Origin of the sequence: Flintibacter faecis (assembly GCF_014287875.1) — a bacterium.
GTDB lineage: Bacteria > Bacillota > Clostridia > Oscillospirales > Oscillospiraceae > Lawsonibacter > Lawsonibacter faecis_A.
Genome location: NZ_JACOPN010000003.1, coordinates 111,381 through 135,397 on the forward strand (window position 1 = coordinate 111,381; position 24,017 = coordinate 135,397).

Consider the following 24,017-nt stretch of genomic DNA (forward strand, 5'->3'; position numbering starts at 1 on the left):
GTCGATCTCCTTGCCGTCCTTGAAGAAGAATGGGCGATTCTCTTGAAAATCAACTGAACACAGTGTAAAATGATAAAAACCAAACATTTGAATCGATCAATGACATCTCAACATTTAGGGAGTGAAAAAAAGATGAAAATCCACAAACGATTGATAACCGCAATGGCTGCGGCGGTGCTGACGGCGGCGCTGGCAGTTCCGGCGTTTGCAGCGGGACCTACATTCCGAGATGTGCCCGCCAGCCACTGGGCTTACACCGCCATCGAAAAAGCGGCCGGCAATGGCATGGTCGCAGGCGTGGGTGATGGCAAGTATGACCCCAACGGCGCAATCACGGGCGGTCAGTTGCTGGCAATGCTGACCCGGCACTTTTGCCCGGAGGACATTGAGACGGACCCGATTGTGTTGTCTCAGGCAGGCCACAGCGGTAGATGGTACAGCGGCAATCTGTACGCCGCGCTCAAGCACGGCTACTTAGACGGTATCGACCCGACGGAGATTGACTTAGACGCTCCCTGCACCCGTGAGCAGATGGTGACCATCCTGTATAACGTAGCCGGCAGACCCGCAACGAACGCCTCTGCACTGGCACAGTTCAATGATAGAGGACAGGTTGCAGCATACGCGGTCAACGGCTTCTCTTGGGCAGTGTCCAACAAGGTAGTCAGCGGCACCAGTAACACGACTCTGAGCCCCCGTGGAACCGCAACTCGCGCTCAGGTAGCAGTCATTTTGATTCGCTATCTGGAAAACGTGGAAGGTGTCCAGTTTCCTGACGTAAATGGTGGAGCCACACAGCCTGTCGAGCCTACTCCTACACCGACGAAGCCGGATGCGAGCAGCAGTCAGAACTCTGATGGAACGACGAATGCAGCCTACGTAAACAGCCTGTGTGATGTCGGTAAGAGCAATGATTATCCTACCACAGGTGATGCATCTTCTCCTAATGCCAACGGGTTCTATACCAAAGCAAATGTGGACATTTCTGGAGCTAAACTTCAGTATGACGTGATTCCTTATGTCAATGCATTTCTTGCGAAACATCCTGACCGAATCGAAGCAAATAAAGATTTTCAGCCATGGAATACAACAATGCATTGGGTGACAACGGATGAGCAAGAAGAGTATACGTTACTTCGTGCAAAGGAAGCGTATTCTTATTTTGAACATAAACGTCCTGATGGAACAGGAATTTTATCTGGCGAAAATTTGTATAGAGGTGGTAGTGTAGCGGAGTACGTTATCAAAGCGTGGGAAGGTTCCAGTGGACATGCATCAACGATGCTTAATGCTGGTTATGTGAATAAAACAACCTGTGTGGCGTCATGTGGGGATGTTTGGGTTATGACGATTTGGGGAGATGTGAACTATACTGCGGTCATAAAATATGCACCCAATAACTATATTAGTACTTGGGGTAAATAAATAAAATCACGGGGACGGTTCCTTTGAGATTTCCGGAAAAAGAATGATACAAAATCCAACGCAAGGCGGTTGTTTCGGCAGCTGCCTTGCGTTTTTTTGACAATCAATGCTGCTTTTTGACAAAAAAACAGACACTGACAGCGTAATTTGACAGAAAAAGGCAAGTTTGGTATACGGTACGCATAATCAAGAAGTTACATCTTACAATTTTAATATCTTACAATTCAAGGCATGACTTTTCGTGAGTGGCTCGCTCTCGGAAAGGCATGCCTTTTTACATATATCAATCAAAAAAAGAAATGGAGGGAGAAGTGGGCAAAATTGCGCCAAATCTGCTGAATCGGGACTTCCATGCCGAAAAGCCAAACCAGAAGTGGGTCACCGATGTGACAGAGTTCAGTTTGTTTGGCGAGAAACTGTATCTGTCTCCAATTCTCGATCTGCACAGCAGCGATCTGGTCAGCTATACCATATCGGATCGCCCTGTGCTCAGCATGGTGACAACCATGCTGAACGAGGCATTTGCAAAAATTCCAGACGGAACAAACCTCATTCTCCATTCTGATCAGGGCTGGCAGTACCAACATAAACAGTATCAACGGATGCTCCGAGAGAAAGGTATCCGGCAGAGCATGAGCCGGAAAGGGAACTGTCTGGACAATGCTGTGATAGAAAATTTCTTTGGGCTGCTCAAGAGCGAACTGCTGTACTTGCAGGAATTTCAGTCCACGGAACACTTCAAGCAGGAACTCGTTGCATATCTGGATTACTACAACAACCGCAGGATCAAGGCAAAACTGAAGGGCTTGCCGCCTGCAATTCACAGACAACAAGCCCTTTCGGCTGCTTGAACAATTTTTACTTCAAAATATTGTCTAACTTTTGGGGGTCACTTCATTTTGGCGGCAGAGGGGAATTTTTCAGCTTTTATGCGTTCTCGTCCAGCACCTGAGTGAATACCTGGGGAGGCATAACGCCCACCTTGCGGTCGATCTCCTTGCCGTCCTTGAAGAAGATGACCGTGGGGATGGACATGACGCCATAGCGGATGGCCAGCTCCTGCTCGTCGTCCACATTCACCTTGCCCACGGTGACCCGGCCCTCGTACTCCTTGTCCAGGTTCTCAACAAGGGGAGCGAGCATCTTGCAGGGGCCGCACCAGTCGGCCCAAAAGTCCACCATCAGCAGGCCCTTCTGCGCCAGGGCCTTGTCCAGTCCGTCCTTGGTAAAATGGATCATAATTATGATCTCCTTTCTGGTTTTTGTCTCTGTTTTTCAGTTTGGGACGCTTTATTATGATTGCTCCTCCAGCCAGGCGCAGGCGGACAGAGCGGCCACATGGCCCTCCCCCACCGCCTTTGCTACCTGCAGCGGCCCGCCGGTGCAGTCCCCGGCGGCGAATACCCCGGGCAGATTGGTGGCCATAGTCCGGTCCACCCGGATCACGCCGTTCTCTGTCTCCAGCTGGGGCAGCAGGTCGGTGGGGGCCACCGCCTGGCGCAGGATGAACACCCCGGCGCAGGGCAGCTTCGCCCCGTCCACCTCCAGGGCCGTCACCGCCTGCTCCCCGATGACGGCAAGGCGGCTGCCCCGGACAAAGGGGATGTCCCCGTCCAGACCCTCCGGCCGCTGTGCGGCCACATAGGTCACCTGGCAGCCCAGGCTTTTCAGATAGTTGGCCTCCAGGGGGGCATCCGGGCTGCGGCCCGCCACTGCCACCGGCTTGCCCCGGTAGAGCATCCCGTCGCAGGTGGCGCAATAGCTCACGCCCCGGCCCAGATAGGTCTCCTCTCCGGGATATTTGGCCTGTCGCTGCACCCCGGGGGCCAGGATCAGGGCCTTTCCGTCGTACACCTGACTGCCCACGGTGGCGAACACGCCGCCGTAGACCATCATGGACACGGCCCGCCCGGTGACAAAGTCCGCCCCGGCCTTTACTGCGTGGTCATAGAACTGTGCCAGCAATTCTTTTCCGCTGCCGGCGGGCAGCCCTAAATAGTTGTCCACCCGCTCGGCCCGGGCCAGAGGGCTGTCCTGCCAGCGGTTGCCGATGACCAGGACGGACTTGCCCCGGCCCCGGGCCGCCACGGCGGCGGCCAGTCCTGCAGGACCGCTGCCCAGTACCAGAATATCGTGGCTCATCTTCTCGTCTCCGTTTCAGTCTGCTTCTTTATATTGCTATTATACCCGATTTTTCGCCGTTGGCAAGGAGTGTTTTTCCTGTTTTCTCGTTCTTTCTTGCGCCAACGGGAAAATCCCCCCGGAAATCCTTGCATACCACCCAACAGGTGGTGTATAATGATTCGGTTAAGACATCGCGGTTCTTCATCGCCGCGCACCCATCAAAACAGGAGGCTTCATCTATGTCGGAAGAGACGAAAACCACTGCCGCCGGAGCAGAGGGCGAGGCTGTGGAGAGCCAGAACTTTATCCACCAGTTCATCAAAGAGGACATCGCCCCCGGCGGACAGTTTGCCGGGATGCAGGTCCACACCCGTTTTCCGCCCGAGCCCAACGGCTATCTGCACATCGGCCACTGCAAGGCCCTGATCATCGACTTCGGTTCCGCCGAGAAATTCGGCGGCATCTGCAATCTGCGTATGGACGACACCAACCCCGCCAAGGAGGACACCGAGTTCGTGGACGCCATCAAAGAGGACATCCACTGGCTGGGCTTTGACTGGGGAGACCGGTTCTTCTATGGCTCGGACTACTTTGAGGAGGACTACCGCCAGGCTGTGGGCCTGATTAAAAAGGGTCTGGCCTATGTGTGCGAGCTGACTCCCGAGCAGTTCAAGGAGTATCGCGGCGACGTAAACACCCCCGCCCGCTCCCCCTTCCGGGACCGCCCCGTGGAGGAGTCCCTGGACCTGTTCCAGCGGATGCGCAGCGGCGAGTTCCCCGAGGGCAAATACACCCTGCGGGCCAAGATCGACCTGACCTCCGGCAACTTCAATATGCGCGACCCGGTGCTCTACCGCATCCGCTATATCCACCACCACCGCCAGGGGGACAAGTGGTGTATCTATCCCATGTACGACTTTGCCCACCCCATCCAAGATGCCCTGGAGGGCATCACCCACTCCCTGTGCTCCCTGGAGTATGAGGACCATCGGCCCCTGTATAACTGGGTGGTGGAGCACTGTGACCTGCCTTCTCACCCCCGGCAGATCGAGTTCGCCCGCCTGGGCATCGACCACACCGTCATGTCCAAGCGCAAGCTGCGCCAGCTGGTGGAGGAGGGCCGGGTGTCCGGCTGGGACGACCCCCGTATGCCCACCCTGTGCGGCCTGCGCCGCCGGGGCTATACCCCCACCTCCATCCGCAACTTCTGCGACCGCATCGGCGTGGCCAAGAACCCCTCCACTGTGGAGTACTCCTTTCTGGAGCACTGCCTGCGGGAGGACCTGAACGACCACGCCCAGCGGGCCATGGCCGTGCTGCGCCCGGTGAAGCTGGTCATCACCAATTACCCTGCGGGGCAGAGCGAGACCCTGACCATCGAAAATAACCCCCTGGACCCCGCCGCCGGGACCCGGGAGGTCACCTTCTCCCGGGAGCTGTGGGTGGAGGCCGACGACTTCCTCACCCAGCCCGTGCCCAAGTATAAGCGCCTGTACCCCGGCGGGCCCGAGTGCCGCCTGAAGGGTGCCTATCTCATCAAGTGCGTGGGCTATGAGACGGACGAGAACGGCAACGTCACCGAGATCGCCGCCGAGTATGACCCCGACAGCCGTGGCGGCGACCCCGCCGATGGCCGCAAGGTGAAGGGGGCCACCATCCACTGGGTGGACGCCGCCACCGCCGTGAATGCCCAGGTGCGGCTGTATGACAACCTGTTCTCCGACGCCGACCCCGACGGCGGCGACAAGAACTTTTTGGACTGCCTGAACCCCGCCTCTCTGGAGGTGCTCACCGGCTGCAAGCTGGAGGCCTCTCTGGCCAACGCCCAGCCTTCTGATCGGTTCCAGTTCCTGCGTGTGGGCTATTTCTGCGCTGACTCCAAGGACTCCAAGCCCGGGGCCCTGGTCTTCAACCGCGCCGTGTCCCTGAAGGACAGCTTCAAGCCGAAAAAATAATCGTTCTTTCAGGCGCACCGCAGACGCTTTTGCGGTGCGCCTTTTAGGACGGACAGGAGGAATTCCAATGCTCTCTCTGCAAGATGTAAAAGACGCCCAGGCCCGCATCGCCCCCTATGTGGTGCGCACCCCCCTGCTGCGCATCCCCGCCTTAGATGCCCCCCTGGGCTGCCAGGTCTATCTGAAGTTCGAGGGGTTTCAGGTCATGGGCGCATTTAAAATTCGCGGTGCCATGAACAAGGCTCTCTCCCTCACTCCCCAGCAGCGCTCCCACGGCCTGGTGTGCGCCTCCTCCGGGAACCACGCCCAGGGCGTGGCCTGCGCCGCCAAAGAGCTGGGTGTGCGCTCTGTCATCGTCATGCCCACCAACGCCAACCCGGTGAAGCTGGCCGGGGTCAAGTCCTTCGGCGGGCAGGTGGAGCTGGTGGGTACGCTCTCCTCCCAGCGGGAGGCCCGTGCCGGGCAGCTGGCCCGGGAGGAGGGCATGGTGAACATCCACCCCTATGCCGACCCCTATGTGGCCGCCGGTCAGGGGACCATCGGTCTGGAGATCGTGGCCGACCTGCCCGATGCGGCGGTGGTGGCTGCGCCCATCGGCGGCGGCGGACTGATCTCCGGCGTGGCTACGGCGGTGAAGGGCCTCTCCCCCCATATCCGTACCATCGGCGTGGAGCCTGCGGGGGCACCCCGTTATAGCAGGAGCCGGGCCGCCGGAGCTCCCGTGACCCTGGACAGCGTGGACACCATCGCCGACGGCACCCGCACCGACCACGCCGACCCGGGCAACTTTGAAGTGATCCAGGCCCGGGTGGACGACCTGTGCGCCGTGGACGACACCTACATCCGCCGGGCCGTCCGTCTGCTCATGGACAAGGCCAAGCTGACGGTGGAGCCCTCCGGGGCCCTGCCCGTGGCCGCCGCCCTGGCCGGGGTGCTGCCCGTCAAACCGGAGGACAAGGTGGTCTTTGTCCTGTCCGGCGGTAATTTAGACCCCGCCCTGGCCGCCCAGCTGCTCCAGAACTAAGCTTTTCACAAATGACTTAAAACCGTCCGCACCTGGCGTCGTTGTTCAGGTGCGGACGGTTTTTCATGTGAAAATCAATTCATATTGGTCCAGGTCATAGGCGTTGGCGAAGAAGGAACGCAAAATCGTCTCACCGTTGCTCCGGGCACTGTCCAGGATGCCGTTTGCGATGGCATCGGCCCGGGCCTGCTCCTTCAGCTCGGTCATGGCCCGGTTGTTCTCGGCCAGGGAGAAGCGCTGAAAGATGCTCTCCGCCTCGTAATAGACCTTGAAGGAGTCCAGCTTCAGCTCGACGCTGAGCACCTGGACCTGGGGCAGCTTCACCCGGATGGTCTTCTGATCCCGGTCCACGCTCCAGGTGATGGCCCCAAAGTCAAAGCCCGCTTTCACCTCCACGTCATAGCTGTAGATGTACTTGCTTTGGGTGAAGGGGATGGTCAGGCCCCACAGCTCCGCCGATTTCTCCGCCACCTTTACCTCGGTGCAGTAGGCCGCCTGGGTGGCCAGCTGGCCGATGTCCTCAAAGCCCAGGCGGGTGGTCTTGCCGTCGGTGCTGAACAGACTTTTCAGCCCAAAGGCCCCGGCAGACAGCACCGCTGCCGCAATCAGCACCAGCGCCGCCACGCGCACTGTGTGCCGGGACCAAAAGCCGATGGCCCATCTCTTTTTCTCGCTCATGGCGTGTTCCCCTTTCCGTAACGGTTGCATATCGGTGAGAATTTTTTCTTGGGGTCTCTCCCGGAGAACCGGTTTTTTTCGTAAAACTAAAAAATAACGAACGAAACTCAACGGTCTCTCAAAACGGTCTCTCAAAGCATTGCGCCGCAATAGACAGCGGTTTCGTTCATGGAATACTCTGTTTGGACGATTCCGGGAGCGTTTTTCGTCCATTGAGTCAGATGCCAAATACAGCAGCCGTGCAACTAAGTATATCATAATATATTAGAATGTAAATAGAGCGACTGCTGTCCAAAACGTAAGAAATGGACAGCAGTCGTATGAAGTAGGTTCAATTACGCCAAGAAATGGATTTGGTGAATACGGCGGCCATTACAGTATGTACACGCAGTCCGTGCGGTGCAGATGCAGATTTGGAGTCTGTTTGTTTTTTATAGGTACCCGGGCCTTTGTTTCAGTAACGCTGTTGAATTTTCTTACAAACTATGGTACGATAGTTTGACGAAGCCCGATAGCTATTTTAGTAAATTAACAGCGAAAGAGCATTGAAACGATGAGAACACGAGAAGAACAACTGGTGGATGCCAGTCTTGATGTGGGAAAGGCCCTGCTTTTAGCAGGCGGTGAAGTAACTCGGGTGGAAGATACCATTACCCGCATTCTCCACGCCTACGGGATGCAAAAGATCGGTGTATTCACCATCACCTCACTGATCGAAGTCACCGCCTGTACCCCGGACGGCGACGAGATCGTCAAGGCCCGGCGGATCGTCGGCGGATTCACCACAAACCTCAACCAGGTGGAACAGCTAAACGCCCTCTCCCGGGAGATCTGTTCCAGCTGTCCCCCGCCCCAGGAGATCACCGCCCGTATCACAGCCATCAGACATCCGAAAGCAGAGCCCGGCTGGATAAGCTATGTCGGAGCTATGCTTGCTTCCGGAAGCTTCGCCGTATTCTTTGGCGGCACTCTGGCGGACGTTCCGGCGACGGCCCTTTTGGCCTGCTTTATCAACTGGATGGATCGGAAGGGGATCTATAAAAAGGAAAACCAGCTTTTATTCTATCTGCTCTGCTCTATTTTGACCGGCTTTCTGGGGTGTCTCTTGGTTCGGCTGGGTGCAGGCGCTCATTTAGACAAGATCCTGATCGGCTGCATCATGCTCACCATCCCCGGTATCTCCATCACCTATGCAATGCGTGATATGCTCCTGGGCGAGAGCATTACGGGGCTGTTCCGGTTCCTTGAGTCCCTCCTCATCGCCGCAAGCATTGCAGGTGGCTTTCTCCTTTCCACGATCATCGCAGAGGGGGTGCTGTAGTGGAACAGATCGTTGCCGGTGCGCTGGGCGGACTCGGCTTTTCCATTGTGTTCGGCGTGCGGAAAAAGTATATGCTGCTCATCGCCCTCAATGCGGGGCTGTCCTGGGCCGTTTTTCTGCTGGTAAACGCAGTGGCAGGAGCTTTTGCGGCCAATATCGCCTCGGCCATGTTTTGCAGCTCCGTCGCCGCAGCGCTGGCTCCCCGCATCAAGGTGCCCACTGTGGTCCTTCAGATGCCCGCCACCGTGCCCATGATCCCCGGCGGAAGCTTGTATTATACCATGTTCTATATTTTCTCCGGTGACATGGGCGCCGCCCGACTTTATTTTATGTCTACTGTCCGTGCAATTTTCGGTATGGCGATCGGTTTTGCCGTGATAACCGTACTGCTCAAAACGCTGGCTGAGAAACGTTCTCTCGTTCCGGCGCATCATTCCAAATAAACAGCGAGGCTGACATATCATGATCCAAGATATATTTCCCCACGTATTTCATAACGAATTTCACGAGCGCAGCAGCCTTCCCGGCGACCTGGTCACGGTTCTGGCCGGTGGAAAAACCTATTTGACCCCGTCCGGCACCTTCCCCACTGCGGCAGAGGTAAAGGCTCTGGGCGTGGAGGAGGGCGACCTGGTCTACCTTTTCGAGATCGATCAGACGGCCTTCTTTCTCCTCCGGACGATACCGGATGCCGTAAAAGCGGCTCTGGCGGAGCGTGGGACCGGGGTGTTCCGCAACATGAAGCCCACCTATCTGGCCCTGGCCGGGGCCACGGCCCTGCATCTGTCCGCCTGGTACCGCTCCAACCGGTTCTGCGGCTGCTGCGGCGGAGCCATGGAGCGGGACAAGGTGGAGCGGGCCATGCGCTGCCCCAGCTGCGGCCAGATCGTCTATCCCCGCATCAACCCGGCAGTCCTGGCGGCGGTGCGCCACCGGGACAAGCTGCTGCTGACCCACTATGCCAACCGGCCCAATGCCACCCGCTATGCCCTGGTGGCCGGCTTTACCGAGATCGGCGAGACTTTGGAGGACACCGTCCGGCGGGAGGTCATGGAGGAGGTCCATCTGCCCATCAAGAACATCCGCTATCACGGCAGCCAGCCCTGGGGCTTTGCCGGGAACATCATGGTGGGCTTTTGGGCGGACCTGGACAGCGAGGACGAGACGGTGATCTTAGACCGCTCCGAGCTGGACGAGGGCGTGTGGCTCTCCCGGGAGGAGATCCCCGTGGAGGAAAACCCCGCCTCCCTCACCCACACCATGATCCAGCTGTTCCGTCAGGGGAAAGACCCCCAGTAATTCCGACAGATAAGGCAGGAGCATTCCATGAATACTTTGATCGAGCTGTATGACGAGCGGGCCATTGAGAACATTCTCGCCCCGGACATGTTCCGCCCCCAGCGCATCGTCTATCTCTGCCCCGGGGAGATCGTCCGGGACCACACCCGGCAGAAGAAGCTGAGTGCTTTTTTTCAGCGGCGGGGCTGGGAACCGGAGCTTGTCTTTGTGGAGACCAGCCTGTTCAAGGCGGACCGTATCCTGCGCCAGCTGATCTCCATCGGGGAGAAGTATCCCGACTGCGCCCTGGACGTCACCGGGGGCAGCGATGCGGCTCTGTTCGCGGCGGGGATGTTCTCCGCCCAGCAGGGCGTGCCCGCCTTTACTTACTCCCGAAAGAAAAACCGCTTCTATAACATCTCCGATGCGGCCTTCGCCGACAACCTAAACTGTCCCCTCACTTATTCCATCGAGGAGTTCTTCCTCATGGCCGGGGGCACTCTGTTGCCCGGCCGGGTGGACAACCACATCCTGTCCCGATACCTGCCCGATTTCGACCCCCTCTTCGTCTGCTTTCTCCAATCCCGCCGGGAGTGGAGCGATGTCGTCTCCTACATTCAGCGCATCTCCCCCGGGGAATACGGTCAGGTCCCGTCTCTGGCCGTTCACGGCGGCTATACGGTAAAGGGCGACCACGGGTCCCGGAATTCCGCCAACGAGGCCGCCCTGCAGGCGCTGGCCCAAATCGACTTCATCCGGGATCTGAACATCGTCCCCGGAGAGCAGGTGTCCTTCTCCTTCCGGGACCTGAATACCCGTGCCTGGCTGCGGGACGTGGGCAGCGCGCTGGAGCTGTATGCCTACAAAGCCTGCATCGACTCCGGCATCTTCCACGATGTCATCAGCAGCGCCGTGGTACGGTGGGACGACGTGCTGGGCCACGGCAGCGTCTCCAACGAGATCGACGTGATGGCCGCCCGGGGCGTGATCCCCCTGTTTCTCAGCTGCAAGGCCTGCGATGTGAAGACGGAGGCGCTGAACGAGCTGGCCATCCTCCGGGACCGCTTCGGCGGAAAGGGGGCCAAAGCGGCCATCGTCACCACCGAGCCCTGCCACGCCGCAGCTCGACACCGGGCCGCCCAGCTGGGCATCGCTGTCATCGATTTAGAGGAGCTGAAAACCGGGCAGCTGGTCCACCGGCTGAAGGTCATCATGAAGGTGGAATGACCCCAGGCTCCAGACAGAGCAAACGGGGCTTGCTGTCCGCATGGCGCAGACAGCAAGCCCCGTTCTCTATTGTATTATATTGTTGCCCCGCTCGCGCCTGCTCTCAGCCCATATTGCCGCTGCGGTCGACCACAATGGTACTTTGCATAAGAACTGCCGACCGCTTGCATCCTATTTTTCAAACAGATGCAGCAGATATCCGTAGCCCTCGGCCTCCATTTTTTCATAGGGGACGAAGCGCAGGGCCGCGCTGTTGATGCAGTAGCGCACGCCGTTGGGCGACTCCGGATCGCCGGTGAACACATGACCAAGGTGAGAATCTCCGGCGCGGCTTCTGACCTCCGTGCGACGCATCCCGTGGCTCAGATCCTCTTTCTCCACCACGGCAGGACCCTCAATGGGCTTTGTAAAGGCGGGCCAGCCGCAGCCGCTTTCATACTTATCCGTGGAGGAAAAGAGCGGCTCGCCGGTGACGACATCCACATAGATGCCCTTTTCAAACTTGTCCCAGAACTCGCCCGTGAAGGCGCGCTCCGTGCCGCTCTCCTGCGTGACGCGGTACTGCTCCGCCGTCAGCTCGTCACGAATGGACTCCGCCGCGGGCTTCTGATAGTCGCCCGGGTCGATGCGCAGTTTGGAGAAGAGCTCCATCTCCGCGCGCGGGATGTGGCAGTAGCCGTTCGGATTCTTTTCGAGGTAGTTCTGGTGATATTCCTCGGCGGGATAGTAGTTCTTGAGCGGGCCGATCTCCACAAAGAATTTCTCGCTGCGGCTGCGCTCGATCTCCGCGATGCGCTTCACCGTTTCTCTCGCGCTTTCATTGGTGAAGTAAACGCCGGTCTGGTACTGGCTGCCCCGGTCGTTGCCCTGCCGGTTTTGTACCGTGGGGTCGATGACATAGAAGTATGCCAGCAGAAGCGCATCGAGGCTCACCTGCTCGGGGTCGTATTCCACCCGCACGGTCTCCCGAAAGCCGGTCTCTCCCTTGCAGACGGTCTTGTAATCGGCGTCCGCCTCACAGGTGCCGTTGGCGTAGCCGCTCTCGGCATCGATGACGCCGGGGATGGACTGCATCAGCTGTTCCATGCCCCAGAAGCAGCCGCCCGCCAGATAGATGACATTTTCCGTGGTATCCATATAGGTGATCTCCTCGTCAGACTGGTCAAAAGCCAGTCCGTCCATGTTTGTTTCCTGTCCGCTCTTTTCCTTCGGCACAGTCTGCCGCCCGGCGGCGCAGCCGCTGAGCAGCAGCACTGCGGCGAAAAGCAGGGCCAATACGCTTCGATGCATCGCGTTTCCTCCTTTCAGGGGAAGCTGGGCTCACTCCGCCCCTTCGTGCGCCGGGGACAATGCAATGGCGCGCAGCAGGCGCTTTTTTAAATCTCAGGTCAGCCCATATCGGCGGCGAGGGCCTGGTCGATGAGCTTTTGCAGCGTCTCCGCCTGATTCTTTTCCGTGACGGCACCCACAATGGGCTCACCCACGATGTTGCCGTTGCGGTCGACTACATAGGTGGTGGGATAGGCGAAGACATTCTCCACAAACTTACCGGCATCGCCGCCGGAGCCGAAATAGATGTTTTGATAGGTCGCGCCCTTCTTGGCAAGCACCTCCTTCGCCTCGGCGATGGCCTTCTCGTCGCCGTCGAGAGTAAAGGAGTTGATGCCGATGAGCGCGCCGCCCTTCTCCGCAAGCTCCTTGTTCAGCGCGTCCAGTTCGGAAAGCTCGCCCACGCAGGGATTGCAGGTGGTGAACCAGAAATTCACTACGGTAACGGCGTTGCCGGAGAACAGCTCGTCGCTCTTCACCGTGTTGCCATCCAGGTCTTTCCCTTCAAAGGCGGGGAACTTCTGCATACTGCCGTCGTCGGGAGGGGTGCTCGTGTCGCTGCCCGCGGGCATGCTCATATCGCCGTCCATGGATTTCTGCATGATCTCGGGATACTTCTCTTCCAGCTCGGTCAGCCTGTTTTCAATATTGCTGATCTCCGTGGCTGACTCCTTCAGCCACTCATACTCCTTGTCGGTGAACTGCTCTTTCTCGGTCTCGACGGTATCCAGCAGGAAGTCGCCGTAGTTTTTCCCGTCCTCGATCATGCCCTTGTCAGCCTCCATAAAGACCTTTTCCCACAGCTCGGTCTTTTCCGACAGGATCGCGTTCTCCCGCTCCAGCAGCTCCTTGTGCAGGGCGAGCGCCTCCTCGGCGGTTTTCGGCTCGCCGGTCATGGCGGAGCTGTTGCCGCTCATGTCGCCCATCTTGTCATTGTTCTTCGTGCCGCAGGCGGCTAGAGCCAGCACCATCAGCACGGCAAGCGCCAGTGTAAAAATTCTCTTCCTGTTCATTTTGATTCCTCCATCGTTGTTTTCTTTGTTGTTTCTTTCCCGTTGCCGAAGCCGTAACGGAAGCACACGGCGTTCGTCGGACAGGCGCGGATGCACATTCCGCAGCGGATGCACTCGGTATGGTTGGGGGTCCTGGTCACATCCACGTCCATCTTGCAGGCCTTGGCGCATTTGCCGCAGGAAATGCACTTATTTTCGTCCACCTTCATCTGGAAGAGGGACACCTTGTTGAACAGCGCGTAGAATGCGCCAAGCGGGCAGAGCCACTTGCAGAAAGGGCGGTAGAACACCACGCTCAGTGCGATCACCGTCAGCAAAATGCCGAGCTTCCAGGTGAAGAGCCTGCCCAGGGCCGCCCGGATGCCAGAGTTGGCAAGGGACAGCGGGATGGCCCCCTCCAGCACCCCCTGGGGGCAGAGGTATTTGCAGAAGAACGGGTCGCCCATGCCCACATCGTTCACCAGGAACGCCGGCAGCAGGAACACCATCACCAGCAGTACAACGTACTTCAGATAGGTCAGGGGCCTGAGCTTCTTTGTGGAGAGCTTCTTTGTCGGGATCTTATGCAGCAGCTCCTGGAACCAGCCGAAGGGACACAGGAAGCCGCAGATAAAGCGCCCCAGCAGCACCCCCAGCAGGATGAGAAAGCCTGTGATATAATAGGAGAAGCTGAACTTGGACGAGCCCACCACCGCCTGAAACGCCCCGATGGGGCAGGCCCCGGACGCTGCCGGGCAGGAATAGCAGTTCAGCCCCGGCACGCAGACGGTCTTCCCTGCCCCCTGATACAGCCCGCCCTTGAGAAAGTTGGGCAGGTGCAGGTTTGTCAGCAGCGTCGCACCCGCCTGAATCCAGCCCCGGAAGCGGGACATGGTCTGCGAAACGCCTGAAAACTTTTTACCCAATGCCCACACACTCCAGACATAGTTTGATGGCTTTGCTCAGCACCGTCGCCGCCTCGCCCCGCCAGACACCGAAGCACAGCATGGCGGCTCCGGCCACCAGCAGCACGATCTGCGCCGCCGTCTTTCTTTCCCAATTCAAATATCCTCACCCTTTCCGATGTTCTGCCCCCATCATAGCGCGGGGGAGTTAAAGTCTCTGTTAAGAACGAAAACTTAACGCAAACCTTATCTATTTTTGCTATAATGAAAACAACACAAAAACGGAGAAATAAAAAGGAGGGCTCTCATGCACCTTTTAGTAATTGAAGATGAGCGCGCCCTGTGCGAGACCATCGCCCGCAGTCTGCGGCATCTGGCCTACAGCGTGGACTGCTGTTATGACGGGGAAAAAGCGCTGGAGCTGATCGCTGTTGAACAATACGACCTGATCTTGCTGGATCTGAATCTGCCGGGGAAGGACGGCATGACGGTGCTGCGCACCCTGCGGCAGACCGACCGGGAGACAAAGGTGCTGATCCTCTCCGCCCGGGGCGAGGTGGAGGACAAGGTGGAGGGATTGGATGCCGGGGCCAACGACTACCTGGCAAAGCCCTTTCACCTGGCCGAGCTGGAGGCCCGCATCCGCAGTCTGACCCTGCGGCAGTTCACCCAGCGGGACGTGCTGCTGACCTGCGGCGGCCTGTGCTTCGACACCCGCTCCCGCGCCGCCGCCGCCAACGGGCAGCCGCTGACGCTGACTCGCAAGGAGACGGGTATCCTGGAGTACCTGATGGTGCATCAGGGGCGGCCGGTGAGTCAGGAGGAGCTGATGGACCACGTCTGGGACAACAGCGTGGACAGCTTCAGCAACTCCATCCGGGTCCACATCTCCGCCTTGCGGAAAAAGCTCCGTGCCGCGCTGGGCTATGACCCCATCCGCAACCGCATCGGTGAGGGCTATCTGATGGGAGGCGAGGAGGGATGAATCGCCTGTCCCTGCAGTGGCGCATCACGCTGATGACCGTCCTGCTCATCGGTATCACCTGCGTCGCCATGAATCTGCTGCTGTGCTATTCCGGCATGTACTATATGGACACCATTGTGGACACCTTGCAGGGCGGCCCCCTTGTGGTTCAGGGGGAGGCAGCGGCGAGCTTTGACCCGCAGCTTCTCACCCCCGATGACGGCCTGACCATCATCGTTGACGGGGCGCAGGGGCGCTTTCGGGCGACCAACTGGTATATCACCGCGGCGGTGACGGCGCTGAGCGGCATCCTGGCCTATTTCGTCAGTGGGCACGCCCTAAAGCCCCTGCGCAGCTTTGCCGCACAGGTGGAGAAGGTACAGCTGAACAATCTGGCGGATATGGAGATCAACGAGGATGTCCTTTCGGAGTTCCGGCAGCTGAGCCGCTCCTTCAACCAGATGCTGCAGCGGCTGAACAACGCCTTCGCCGCCCAGCGGCAGTTCACCGGAAACGCCGCCCACGAGCTGCGCACCCCGCTGGCGCTGATGCAGGCGCGGTTGGAGCTGTTTTCCGCGGAGCATCCCGACGTACCTCCAGAGGCGGCGGAGTTTCTCGCCCTGCTGCGGGAGCAGACAGAGCGGCTGACCCAGATGACCAAGACCCTGCTGGAGATGAGCAATCTGCAGCAGGTGGCCCGGAACGAGCACATCCAGCTTGCACCCATGATCGAGGAGATCTTCACAGACCTGGCCCCGCTGGCGGAGAAGCGGAATATCGCGCTGGCGGCGGAGGGAGACGGGCGCATGACTGGCAGCGACGCGCTGATCTACCGTCTGCTCTTCAATCTGACGGAGAACGCCGTGAAATACAACCGCCCCGGCGGCTCTGTGCAGGTCACTGTCACCCAGGAGACGGAAAAGCTCCTGATCCGTGTTTCCGATACTGGCTGCGGCATCCCGGCGGAATATCAGCAGAGCGTCTTCCAGCCCTTTTTCCGTATCGACAAGTCCCGCAGCCGGGAGTACGGCGGCGCGGGGCTGGGGCTCTCGCTGGTATGGGAGATCGTGGGCCTCCACGGCGGTTCTGTCCGGGTGGAGGACAGCGGTGAGAGGGGAACCACCATCGCCGTGGAGCTTCCGGTGCAATAAATTTCCGGGCAGGCCCCGTCTCGGCTCTGCCCGGAACAGCATCTCCCCTGCCCGCCCGACTCGCGCTGACATTCCCATCCGCGTTCAACCAAACAATTCATGCTCGGAGGTGTACCCCATGACCCATACCCAGTATTATCACTCCCCCCTGGGCAGCATCCTGATCGCTGCCGATGAGGTCGGCCTCACCGGCCTGTGGTTCCACGGACAGAAGTATTCCGCCGATACCCTCCCCCAGGAGCATATCCAGAAGGAGACCGCCACTCTGGCAGAGGTCAAGCGGTGGCTGGATATCTATTTCTCCGGCAGAGAACCCGATTTTCTGCCGCCCCTCCACCCCCTGGGCACTCCCTTCCGTCGGGCGGTGTGGGAGCTGCTGCTGCAGATCCCCTATGGCCGCACCGTCACCTATGGCGAGCTGGCCCGGCGCTTGGCGGCCGAACAGGGGCTGGTTCATATGTCCGCCCAGGCCGTGGGCGGCGCGGTGGGCCACAACCCCATCTCCATCCTCATTCCCTGCCACCGGGTGGTGGGTTCCGGGGGCAACCTCACCGGCTATGCCGGGGGCATCGACAAAAAAGTCCGTCTGCTGGAGTTGGAAGGAACGGATATGGCCGGTCTGTTTCTGCCAAAGCCCGGCACCGCCCTTTCCTATTCAGACGCTGCTCCTCCTCTCTCTGGAGCCTGAGACACCCTGGTATGCCCCCGGAAACAGCCCAAGGGCCGCTGCAAAAACAGCGGCCCTTGGGCTTTGCTTTCTTTCTGTTATCTCTGCACCCGGCCGGAGCCGTCCCCGGCCACCAGGCGCTTGACCTCGTCGGCGGTGGACAGGTTGAAGTCCATCTCCATGGTCTGCTTCAGACAGGAGGCCGCAGCGGCGTACTCGATGGTCTCCTGGGGTCCGTAGCCGTTCATCACGCCGTACAGCAGCCCGGCGGTGAAGGAGTCGCCCCCGCCCACCCGGTCCACCAGGTGGACCATGTACTGGCGGGAGAAATAGGGCTGGCCGCCGGTGTACAGCATGGCGCTCCACTCGTTGTCCGAGGCGCTGATGCTCCGCCGCAGGGTGACGGCTACCATCTTGGTGCCATAGGTCTGGCAGATCTGCTCGGCCACATCCACATAGCCCTCCCGGTTCAGCTTGCCCTGGGTCACGTCGGTATCCCGGGCCTTGATGCCCAGGACCTTTTCCGCATCCTCCTCGTTGGCCACCAGAATGTCGATGTAGGGCATCAGCTGGGTCATGCAGGCCTTGGCCTCCGCCTCGGTCCACAGGTTCTTGCGATAGTTCAGGTCGCAGCTGATGGTCAGCCCCATCTCCTTGGCCTTTTTGCAGGCCTGGATGCACACCTGGGGGATGGTCTTGCTCAGGGCGGGGGTGATGCCCGTCATGTGGAAGTTGCTGGCCCCGGCAAAGATGGCCTCCCAGTCAAAGTCCTCATAGGAGCACTGGGCGATGGAGGAGTATTTCCGGTCGTACACCACCTTAGAGGGCCGCTGAGAGGCCCCCTTCTCCACATAGAACACGCCCATGCGCTCGCCGCCATAGGCGATGTGGCCGGTGCCCACGCCGAACTTGCGCAGCTGGGCCACGCCGGCGGCGGCGATGTCGTTTTCGGGCAGACGGGTGACAAAGTCGGTGTCCATGCCCATCATAGCCAGGGAGACGCACACGTTGGCCTCCGCCCCGGTGTAGTTGACCAGAAAGCGGTCCGCCTGGAGAAAGCGCAGATAGCCCTCCGGGTTCAGTCGGAGCATATAGTCTCCGAAGCCTACCATTTTTTTCATTTCGCTCATCTCTCCTTATTTCACGATGCCGTCGTACAGTCCCTGCACCAGCAGCATCCCGGCGGTGGCCCCCTGGTCCTCGGTGCCCAGGGCCTTGGCGGCGAACACCGCCGCCTTGCCATACTTGGGCTTCATGTCCTTGGTGGCCTCCAGTCCGGCCTTGGCCCCCTCCAGGGCGGCCTTGGCGGTGTCAGCCAGACCGGCCCCGGCAGCGGCGGCCTTCTCCGCCGCCTCCGCGGCGGGGTGGATCGCATCCAGCACGGTGCGGTCGCCGGGGGCGCACTTGCCCCGCTTGATGATGCCGTCGGCAAAGCCCCGGAGGAATGCCGCATAACCTGCCGCGTCCACCGTCTCCTTGCCCACCAGGCGCTTGCCGCCCTCCATCCAGCCGGAGGACATGAGCGTGCCCATGGTGGAGGGCACCACACCGGACATCTTCATGCCGGACTTGGACAGCCGCTTGCCCATATCCGCCTCTTCCAGACCGGCATAGAGCTCGGGCAGGGCGCAGTAGCCCTTCTTCATGGTCAGGCCCAGATCGCCGTCGCCCATGCGGGCGTCCATCTCACACAGGTGGTCGGCGTTGTCCGTCATCACCCGGGCCACAGACTGGAGGATGGCAGTCCAGTCGCTGCTTTTGATCTCGTTCATGCGATGCGCTTCCTTTCCTGCTGCTCCCGCTTACTTCTGGCAATAGAAGGGGGTGGCCACGGGCATATCCAGCATGGCCCGGGTCTCGTCGTCCAGCTTCATGATGGAGATGGACGCACCCGCCATCTCCATGGAGGTGGCAAACTCGCCCACAAAGGTGCGGTAGATGCGGATGCCCTTGTCCTCCAGCCGCTGGGACACGCTGTTGGACAGGATGTACAGCTCCTCGGCAGAGGTGGCGCCCAGGCCGTTGATGAGCAGGGCCACCTCCTCCCCCGCCGCCACGGGCATATCGTTCAGCAGGGTGTTCAAAGACTCCTCGGCCAGCTCGTCGGCGGTCTTCACCGGGCCGTTCCACACGCCGGGCTCCCCGTGGATGCCCATGCCCATGGCCATCTCGTTCTCCCCCAGGGTGAAGTTGGCGTGGCCGATCTCGGGGATGACGCAGGGGGTCAGGGCAAAGCCCACGGTGCGGGTGTTGTCCTTGGCCTTCTGGGCGGCGGCCAGCACCTCGTCCAGGGTACCCATCTGGGCGGCCTTGGCCCCGGCGCACTTATACATGAAGAAGATACCGGCCACGCCCCGGCGGGCGTTCACGTCCGCATTGGAGTTCACGTCGTCCGCGCCCACGATGGAGGCGGTCTTGATGTCGTCCATGTCGCACATCTCGGCGGCCATGTCAAAGTTCATGATATCGCCGGTGTAGTTGCCATAGAGATAGAGCACGCCGGCCCCCGCCTCCACGGCCTTGCTGATCTCGTAGATCTGCTCGGCGCTGGGGGACTGGAACACGCTGCCCACGGCGCAGCCGTCCAGCAGGTTCTCCCCCACATAGCCCAGGAACAGGGGCAGGTGGCCCGTGCCGCCGCCGGTGATGATGGCGACCTTGCCGGGGACCTTCTTCTTGGTGCAGTAGCAGCGCAGATCGCCGTTCACATAGCCCACCTGATCCCCGTGGGCCCGATAGATGCCCTGGAGCATATCGTCGGTATACTGAGCGGGATCGTTGATGATCTTTTTCATGGGAACTCCTCCTATGCCAAATTTCAGATGTTTAAGACTTTTTTACAATGTGGACCGCAAAGCCGCCCACTTCCTCTTCCAGATAGACGGCCACCAGCTCGCCCTTGGCGTTCACGTTTTTGAACTCCTCCCGGGTGGCGATGCCGTGGGCCCGGAAATAGGCCAGGGCCCGGCGCATGGACAGGGTGAATACACCGATGTGGCCGAACTTTCCGGGGAAGCGCTGGTTGCAGCACTCCACATAGGTGGCCGCGAAGTTGGAGCGTCCCCCCTCCTTCACCGGCCAGCCGAAGCAGCGGTTGAACCACTCTGCGGCGCCCAGGCCCTCGTCCTTGCTCTCGCCGTTGATGCCCACATGGGCCAGGGTAAAGCCCAGGGACTTGTCCACCGCCTTTCTGCACAGGGCCGTGATGCCCGCCCAGTCCTGGGCGTCCACCATGGCGGATGGGGCCATAAAGCTGCCGCCCACGGCGGCGATCTTGTCGCTGGAGAGATAGTTCTCCAGGTTGTCCATGGTGATCCCGGCGGTGGGGATGAACTGGATGCTGCCATAGGGGCCGCACAGCTGCTTGATGGTGGCCATGCCGTTCATGGCCTCAGAGGGGAAGAACTTAAAGGTGGTCAGGCCCAGCGCCAGCCCCGCCTCGATCTCGGTGGGGGTGATGCAGCCGGGGACCACGGGCAGGCCCAGCTCCTGGCAGCGCTTCACCACGGCGGGATTGAAGCCGGGGGCGACGATAAAGTCCGCTCCGGCGGCCTTGGCCTGATCCACCTGCTGGGTGTGCAGAATGGTCCCCGCACCCACCAGCATGTCCGGGTCGGCGGCCTTGATGGCCTTCAGGCAGTCCATGGCCAGGGGGGCCCGCATGGTCACCTCCAACAGGGGCAGTCCCCCCGCTCTCAGGGCGGCGGCCACCTGGGGGGCGGTCTCCGGGTCTTTCAGTCCCAATACGGGGATAATGCCGTGGTCCTTGATCACAGATAATGCGTCCATACAAATTGCTCCTTTCAAACAGCCGTCTGCGGGCTCCCCACAACACGGCAGCCCGCAGACGAGCAAGAGAACATTACTTCGCCTGGGCGGCGGCCTTCTTCTTGGCCATCGCGGCCTTGAGCACCGGCCAGCAGAAGGTGAGCACAATGGCGATGAACAGCACACAGGACACGGGGCGGGTGACAAAGGTCGCCCAGCTGCCGTGGCTCATCACCAGGGCCCGGCGCATGTTGGACTCCAGCATGGAGCCCAGCAGCAGACCCAGCACAAAGGGGCCGTTGGGGAACTTGAACACCTTCAGGAAGAAGCCCAGCACACCGGCGGCGAACATGACGCCCACGTCGAAGAAGGTGTTGTTCAGGGCGAAGGAGCCCACCACGCACAGGATGCACACGGCGGTCCACACCGTGGGCTGAGACACGTTCAGCACCTTGGCGGAAATTTTGGCGGTGGCCAGACCGAAGATGAGGAATACCACGTTGGCCAGCAGCATCAGGATCATGATGGTGGCGGTGAAGGTGACGTTCTCGGTGAACATCTTGATGCCGGGCTGCATGCCGTACATGGTCAGGGAGCCGATCAGGATGGCGGTGACCGCATCGCCGGGGATGCCCAGGGTCATCATGGTGGTCATAGCGCCGCCGATCACCGCATTATTGGCGGAGGAAGCCACAGCCAAACCCTCCAGAGAGCCCTTGCCGTACTCCTCGGGGTGTTTGCTCATCTTCTTGGCGTTGCCCCAGGAGATGATGGAGGCGATGTCGCCGCCGGCGGCGGGGATGGCGCCGATGACCGTGCCCTCAACGGCACCGATCAGGGTGGGGATGGCCAGTTCCTTGGCCTGCTTGGCGGTGGGCAGCACCCGGCCCAGGGACAGGTTGACCTTGCGGGCCTCCAGCTCCGCCTCCTGCTCGGCCTTGCGGAAGGTGTAGATCTGATAGAACACCTCACCGATGCCGAACATGCCGATCATCACGGGGATGAAGGAGATGCCGCCCAGCAGGGCCGTCTGGCCGAAGGTGAATCGTCTGATGGACAGGATGGGGTCCAGGCCCACGCAGGAGAGCAGAATGCCCGCCAGCCCCAGGATCAGGCCCTTCAGCACGCTTCCGTCAGACACGGCCACCATCATGGACAGGCCGAACAGGGCCAGCATGCAGTACTCCGGGGCATTGAAGGAGATGGTGAACCGGGCGATGGGGGTGGAGAACAGGATCAGGCAGAAGGTGGAGAAGATACCACCGATGAAGGAATAGATCACGTTGATGCCCAGGGCCAGTCCGCCCTTGCCCTGACGGTACAGGTTGTAGCCGTCAAAGGCCTGACAGATGGAGGCGGGGGTACCGGGGGTGTTCACCAGAATGGCGGAGATGCCTCCGGCGAAAATGGCGGCGTTCCACAGGCCCATCAGCATGGCAAAACCGTCGGAGGGCGCAAACCAGAAGGTGATGGGAGTCATGATGGCAATACCCATGGTGGCCGACAGGCCGGGCAGAGCGCCGATGATGGTGCCGATGCACACACCAATGGCCAGAAACAGCAGGACTGAGGGTTGTAGGCACGATTGCAGTGCACTGAACCAAACGTCAGCAGTCATTGAACTTCATCTCCTTTAACGATTGAACTGGACGGAAAATCCGACCACAAACGCGGCGTAGATAAACGCAGTGAAAACCACGGTATAGATGATGTTATACTTCAGCTTCCGGCCAAACACTGCGTTCAGCCCAAAGCAGACCAGGGCGACACAGACGATAAACTGATGGGTCGTGCGCCACAGGATGAAAAACACGATCATGCTCAGAGCGGCCAGCCCCAAGCGCTTTAAGTTGAATTTGATCTCAGGGTCCACCTGAAAATACTGTACGCTGCCCTTTTGCAGCAGCCCGCGGATAAACAAAATGGTGCCCAGGATGCCCACGGCAAAGCCCAGCAGCACCGGGAAGAAGCCCGCACCGGGCACGCCGTCAGAGGACTGGGCGTTCCAGCGCATGGTGTCCTCCAACAGGACGTAGATGGCAACGGAATAACCGAACACGGCCGTAATGAGGCCGGGGATCGTATCGCCTTTATGCATGGGGAAACCTCCTAACTCATGGTAGAAGAAAGCCGCGCTCACGCCCGAGGGCCTGAGCGCGGCTTTGGTCGTTCATTTAGGCAATGCCAAGTTCAGGGATCAGTTCGCTGTAGTAAGCCAGCTCCTCAGAGGCCTTCTGGTCCATGTCAGAGCCGCTCAGATAGGCGTGCTCATAGCCCCGGTCGGCCAGGGTCTTCTTCACGGAGTCAGAGTTGATGGCGGTCTCGGAGGCCTTCTCCAGAATGTCGATCACAGCCTGAGGGGTGTCCTTGGGAACAGCGAAGCCGCCCCAGCCCTGGATGGTGATGTCGATGCCCAGCTCCTGGGCGGTGGGCACGTCGGGAACCACAGAGGAGCGGCTCTCGCCCAGGACGCACAGGACCTTGAAGTCGCCGGAGTCCACGTTGTTCTTTACCTCAGAGGGGCTGACGGTGACGGCCTGGATGTTGCCGCCCAGCAGGGCAGCCACAGCGGGGGCAGCGCCGTCGAAGGGCACGTGGGTGAACTGAACGCCGCACTCCTTCTCAATGGAGGCAGCGGCGATGTGCCAGATGGAGCCGGTGCCGGAGTTGCCCACCTGGATCTCGCCGGGGTGCTCCTTGGCGTAGTTGACGAAGTCCTCGAAGGTGTCCCAGGGGGCATCGGCCCGGACGGTGACAGCGGCGGGGATGGTCATGGCACGGCCGATGAAGCGGAAGTCATCGGTGGACAGGTCGGTGAAGCCCAGGGCCTTCAGCATGGTGGACTCCACGGGCATGTAGGCGATGGTGTAGCCGTCGGGGTTGGAGTTGCGCACCTGCTCCAGGCCGATGGCACCGGAAGCACCGGTGACGTTGGAGACCACGATGCTGGTGCCCAGGGACTGCTCCAGCTCAGAGGCATAGATGCGGGCCACGGTGTCGGATGCGCCGCCGGCGGAGTAGGGCACGATCAGGGACACCTGCTTGTTGCCGGGGAAGTCCACGGTCTCGGCGCTGCTGGAGCCGCCGGAGCTGGCGCTGCCGCTGGCAGCGGGGGTCTTGCTTCCGCCGCAGGCGACCAGAGTCAGGCTCATGGCAGCGGCAAGGGCAAGGGCTAAGATTTTTTTCATTTCTTATATCCTTCTTTCCTT

General features: G+C 60.0%; 24 protein-coding genes and 1 pseudogene. 11 read left to right on the forward strand and 14 right to left on the reverse strand.

Annotation, left to right across the window (positions count from 1 at the left end; translation table 11 throughout):
* Positions 1 to 132: 132 nt before the first annotated feature.
* Positions 133 to 1,425 (forward strand): CAP and S-layer homology domain-containing protein, encoded by a 1,293-nt coding sequence (locus H8S55_RS05215; protein ID WP_207721763.1) that lies wholly within the window; start codon positions 133 to 135, stop codon positions 1,423 to 1,425.
* A gap of 293 nt (positions 1,426 to 1,718) precedes the next feature.
* Positions 1,719 to 2,276, forward strand: a pseudogene (locus H8S55_RS05220) (IS3 family transposase); the annotation flags it as partial.
* Positions 2,277 to 2,352: 76 nt separating this feature from the next.
* Here H8S55_RS05220 and trxA read toward each other — a convergent pair.
* Together trxA and H8S55_RS05230 are read right to left on the reverse strand one after the other, a co-directional pair.
* Positions 2,353 to 2,664 carry a thioredoxin gene (gene trxA / locus H8S55_RS05225; RefSeq protein ID WP_207721767.1) on the reverse strand — a complete coding sequence of 104 codons (312 nt, stop codon included), beginning with the start codon at positions 2,662 to 2,664 and terminating at the stop codon, positions 2,353 to 2,355.
* 54 nt (positions 2,665 to 2,718) lie between these two features.
* Positions 2,719 to 3,567, reverse strand: coding sequence for an NAD(P)/FAD-dependent oxidoreductase (locus H8S55_RS05230; protein WP_186878087.1), 849 nt, complete (start codon positions 3,565 to 3,567; stop codon positions 2,719 to 2,721).
* Positions 3,568 to 3,788: 221 nt separating this feature from the next.
* Between H8S55_RS05230 and H8S55_RS05235 the strand changes: the two genes are divergently transcribed.
* Complete coding sequence (locus tag H8S55_RS05235; RefSeq protein ID WP_186878088.1) at positions 3,789 to 5,504, forward strand: glutamine--tRNA ligase/YqeY domain fusion protein; 1,716 nt, start codon at positions 3,789 to 3,791, stop codon at positions 5,502 to 5,504.
* A gap of 67 nt (positions 5,505 to 5,571) precedes the next feature.
* Positions 5,572 to 6,528, forward strand: a complete 957-nt coding sequence (locus H8S55_RS05240; protein ID WP_186878089.1) for a threonine ammonia-lyase — start codon at positions 5,572 to 5,574, stop codon at positions 6,526 to 6,528.
* Positions 6,529 to 6,591: 63 nt separating this feature from the next.
* Here H8S55_RS05240 and H8S55_RS05245 read toward each other — a convergent pair whose 3' ends face one another.
* Complete coding sequence (locus H8S55_RS05245) at positions 6,592 to 7,206, reverse strand: DUF4230 domain-containing protein (protein WP_186878090.1); 615 nt, start codon at positions 7,204 to 7,206, stop codon at positions 6,592 to 6,594.
* A 553-nt stretch (positions 7,207 to 7,759) separates the two neighbouring features.
* Between H8S55_RS05245 and H8S55_RS05250 the strand changes: the two genes are divergently transcribed.
* Genes H8S55_RS05250 through H8S55_RS05265 form a run of 4 tightly spaced genes read left to right on the forward strand, consistent with a single transcriptional unit; the run spans position 7,760 to position 11,032 of the window.
* On the forward strand, positions 7,760 to 8,527 hold the full coding sequence (locus tag H8S55_RS05250; protein WP_147561116.1) for a threonine/serine exporter family protein: 768 nt from the start codon (positions 7,760 to 7,762) through the stop codon (positions 8,525 to 8,527).
* On the forward strand, positions 8,527 to 8,970 hold the full coding sequence (locus H8S55_RS05255) for a threonine/serine exporter family protein (RefSeq protein WP_147561114.1): 444 nt from the start codon (positions 8,527 to 8,529) through the stop codon (positions 8,968 to 8,970). Before H8S55_RS05250 ends, H8S55_RS05255 begins: the two co-directional genes overlap by 1 nt.
* A gap of 19 nt (positions 8,971 to 8,989) precedes the next feature.
* The gene (gene nudC, locus H8S55_RS05260) at positions 8,990 to 9,826 is read left to right on the forward strand and encodes an NAD(+) diphosphatase (RefSeq protein WP_186878091.1); all 837 of its coding nucleotides are present in this window, start codon (positions 8,990 to 8,992) and stop codon (positions 9,824 to 9,826) included.
* 27 nt (positions 9,827 to 9,853) lie between these two features.
* Positions 9,854 to 11,032: a PDDEXK family nuclease gene (locus H8S55_RS05265; protein WP_186878092.1), complete on the forward strand. Its 1,179-nt coding sequence runs from the start codon at positions 9,854 to 9,856 to the stop codon at positions 11,030 to 11,032.
* Between the two features lie 171 nt (positions 11,033 to 11,203).
* Here H8S55_RS05265 and msrB read toward each other — a convergent pair whose 3' ends face one another.
* From msrB to H8S55_RS05285, 4 genes are all read right to left on the reverse strand, one after another.
* Positions 11,204 to 12,169 (reverse strand): peptide-methionine (R)-S-oxide reductase MsrB, encoded by a 966-nt coding sequence (gene msrB, locus H8S55_RS05270; RefSeq protein WP_436233146.1) that lies wholly within the window; start codon positions 12,167 to 12,169, stop codon positions 11,204 to 11,206.
* A 251-nt stretch (positions 12,170 to 12,420) separates the two neighbouring features.
* The gene (locus H8S55_RS05275; protein ID WP_186878094.1) at positions 12,421 to 13,374 is read right to left on the reverse strand and encodes a TlpA family protein disulfide reductase; all 954 of its coding nucleotides are present in this window, start codon (positions 13,372 to 13,374) and stop codon (positions 12,421 to 12,423) included.
* A complete protein-coding gene (locus tag H8S55_RS05280; RefSeq protein WP_186878300.1) occupies positions 13,371 to 14,246 on the reverse strand; it encodes a 4Fe-4S binding protein in 876 nt (291 codons plus the stop codon). Before H8S55_RS05280 ends, H8S55_RS05275 begins: the two co-directional genes overlap by 4 nt.
* Before the next feature lie 25 nt (positions 14,247 to 14,271).
* Positions 14,272 to 14,418: a CD1871A family CXXC motif-containing protein gene (locus H8S55_RS05285; protein ID WP_186878095.1), complete on the reverse strand. Its 147-nt coding sequence runs from the start codon at positions 14,416 to 14,418 to the stop codon at positions 14,272 to 14,274.
* A 147-nt stretch (positions 14,419 to 14,565) separates the two neighbouring features.
* Here H8S55_RS05285 and H8S55_RS05290 point away from each other — a divergent pair, with 147 nt between their 5' ends.
* The 3 genes from H8S55_RS05290 (at position 14,566) to H8S55_RS05300 (ending at position 17,061) form a co-directional block, all read left to right on the forward strand.
* Complete coding sequence (locus H8S55_RS05290) at positions 14,566 to 15,243, forward strand: response regulator transcription factor (protein ID WP_186878096.1); 678 nt, start codon at positions 14,566 to 14,568, stop codon at positions 15,241 to 15,243.
* Complete coding sequence (locus H8S55_RS05295; protein WP_186878097.1) at positions 15,240 to 16,373, forward strand: sensor histidine kinase; 1,134 nt, start codon at positions 15,240 to 15,242, stop codon at positions 16,371 to 16,373. Before H8S55_RS05290 ends, H8S55_RS05295 begins: the two co-directional genes overlap by 4 nt.
* Before the next feature lie 118 nt (positions 16,374 to 16,491).
* Positions 16,492 to 17,061, forward strand: a complete 570-nt coding sequence (locus tag H8S55_RS05300) for a methylated-DNA--[protein]-cysteine S-methyltransferase (RefSeq protein ID WP_186878098.1) — start codon at positions 16,492 to 16,494, stop codon at positions 17,059 to 17,061.
* A gap of 77 nt (positions 17,062 to 17,138) precedes the next feature.
* Here the strand turns inward: H8S55_RS05300 and H8S55_RS05305 are convergent, their stop codons facing one another.
* The 7 genes from H8S55_RS05305 to H8S55_RS05335 all read right to left on the reverse strand — a co-directional run bounded on the left by H8S55_RS05305 (position 17,139) and on the right by H8S55_RS05335 (position 23,996).
* Entirely contained in the window at positions 17,139 to 18,161 is a 1,023-nt protein-coding gene (locus H8S55_RS05305; protein ID WP_147561096.1) for a sugar kinase, read from the reverse strand.
* Between the two features lie 15 nt (positions 18,162 to 18,176).
* A complete protein-coding gene (locus tag H8S55_RS05310; protein WP_186878099.1) occupies positions 18,177 to 18,812 on the reverse strand; it encodes a dihydroxyacetone kinase subunit L in 636 nt (211 codons plus the stop codon).
* 30 nt (positions 18,813 to 18,842) lie between these two features.
* Positions 18,843 to 19,835, reverse strand: a complete 993-nt coding sequence (locus tag H8S55_RS05315; protein WP_147561092.1) for a dihydroxyacetone kinase subunit DhaK — start codon at positions 19,833 to 19,835, stop codon at positions 18,843 to 18,845.
* A gap of 31 nt (positions 19,836 to 19,866) precedes the next feature.
* The gene (gene eda, locus H8S55_RS05320) at positions 19,867 to 20,829 is read right to left on the reverse strand and encodes a bifunctional 4-hydroxy-2-oxoglutarate aldolase/2-dehydro-3-deoxy-phosphogluconate aldolase (RefSeq protein WP_186878100.1); all 963 of its coding nucleotides are present in this window, start codon (positions 20,827 to 20,829) and stop codon (positions 19,867 to 19,869) included.
* 73 nt (positions 20,830 to 20,902) lie between these two features.
* Positions 20,903 to 22,426: a tripartite tricarboxylate transporter permease gene (locus tag H8S55_RS05325; protein ID WP_186878101.1), complete on the reverse strand. Its 1,524-nt coding sequence runs from the start codon at positions 22,424 to 22,426 to the stop codon at positions 20,903 to 20,905.
* Positions 22,427 to 22,441: 15 nt separating this feature from the next.
* Positions 22,442 to 22,906: a tripartite tricarboxylate transporter TctB family protein gene (locus tag H8S55_RS05330; protein WP_147561086.1), complete on the reverse strand. Its 465-nt coding sequence runs from the start codon at positions 22,904 to 22,906 to the stop codon at positions 22,442 to 22,444.
* 76 nt (positions 22,907 to 22,982) lie between these two features.
* On the reverse strand, positions 22,983 to 23,996 hold the full coding sequence (locus tag H8S55_RS05335; protein ID WP_147561084.1) for a tripartite tricarboxylate transporter substrate binding protein: 1,014 nt from the start codon (positions 23,994 to 23,996) through the stop codon (positions 22,983 to 22,985).
* Positions 23,997 to 24,017: the final 21 nt, after the last annotated feature.

Bases quoted from the DNA above. Each gene is read 5' to 3' on its own strand.
- H8S55_RS05215 (WP_207721763.1), top strand. From the start codon at position 133: ATGAAAATCCACAAACGATTGATAACCGCAATGGCTGCGGCGGTGCTG.
- trxA (WP_207721767.1), bottom strand. From the start codon at position 2,664: ATGATCCATTTTACCAAGGACGGACTGGACAAGGCCCTGGCGCAGAAG.
- H8S55_RS05230 (WP_186878087.1), bottom strand. From the start codon at position 3,567: ATGAGCCACGATATTCTGGTACTGGGCAGCGGTCCTGCAGGACTGGCC.
- H8S55_RS05235 (WP_186878088.1), top strand. From the start codon at position 3,789: ATGTCGGAAGAGACGAAAACCACTGCCGCCGGAGCAGAGGGCGAGGCT.
- H8S55_RS05240 (WP_186878089.1), top strand. From the start codon at position 5,572: ATGCTCTCTCTGCAAGATGTAAAAGACGCCCAGGCCCGCATCGCCCCC.
- H8S55_RS05245 (WP_186878090.1), bottom strand. From the start codon at position 7,206: ATGAGCGAGAAAAAGAGATGGGCCATCGGCTTTTGGTCCCGGCACACA.
- H8S55_RS05250 (WP_147561116.1), top strand. From the start codon at position 7,760: ATGAGAACACGAGAAGAACAACTGGTGGATGCCAGTCTTGATGTGGGA.
- nudC (WP_186878091.1), top strand. From the start codon at position 8,990: ATGATCCAAGATATATTTCCCCACGTATTTCATAACGAATTTCACGAG.
- H8S55_RS05265 (WP_186878092.1), top strand. From the start codon at position 9,854: ATGAATACTTTGATCGAGCTGTATGACGAGCGGGCCATTGAGAACATT.
- msrB (WP_436233146.1), bottom strand. From the start codon at position 12,169: ATGGATACCACGGAAAATGTCATCTATCTGGCGGGCGGCTGCTTCTGG.
- H8S55_RS05275 (WP_186878094.1), bottom strand. From the start codon at position 13,374: ATGAACAGGAAGAGAATTTTTACACTGGCGCTTGCCGTGCTGATGGTG.
- H8S55_RS05280 (WP_186878300.1), bottom strand. From the start codon at position 14,246: ATGTCCCGCTTCCGGGGCTGGATTCAGGCGGGTGCGACGCTGCTGACA.
- H8S55_RS05290 (WP_186878096.1), top strand. From the start codon at position 14,566: ATGCACCTTTTAGTAATTGAAGATGAGCGCGCCCTGTGCGAGACCATC.
- H8S55_RS05295 (WP_186878097.1), top strand. From the start codon at position 15,240: ATGAATCGCCTGTCCCTGCAGTGGCGCATCACGCTGATGACCGTCCTG.
- H8S55_RS05300 (WP_186878098.1), top strand. From the start codon at position 16,492: ATGACCCATACCCAGTATTATCACTCCCCCCTGGGCAGCATCCTGATC.
- H8S55_RS05305 (WP_147561096.1), bottom strand. From the start codon at position 18,161: ATGAAAAAAATGGTAGGCTTCGGAGACTATATGCTCCGACTGAACCCG.
- H8S55_RS05310 (WP_186878099.1), bottom strand. From the start codon at position 18,812: ATGAACGAGATCAAAAGCAGCGACTGGACTGCCATCCTCCAGTCTGTG.
- H8S55_RS05315 (WP_147561092.1), bottom strand. From the start codon at position 19,835: ATGAAAAAGATCATCAACGATCCCGCTCAGTATACCGACGATATGCTC.
- eda (WP_186878100.1), bottom strand. From the start codon at position 20,829: ATGGACGCATTATCTGTGATCAAGGACCACGGCATTATCCCCGTATTG.
- H8S55_RS05325 (WP_186878101.1), bottom strand. From the start codon at position 22,426: ATGACTGCTGACGTTTGGTTCAGTGCACTGCAATCGTGCCTACAACCC.
- H8S55_RS05330 (WP_147561086.1), bottom strand. From the start codon at position 22,906: ATGCATAAAGGCGATACGATCCCCGGCCTCATTACGGCCGTGTTCGGT.
- H8S55_RS05335 (WP_147561084.1), bottom strand. From the start codon at position 23,996: ATGAAAAAAATCTTAGCCCTTGCCCTTGCCGCTGCCATGAGCCTGACT.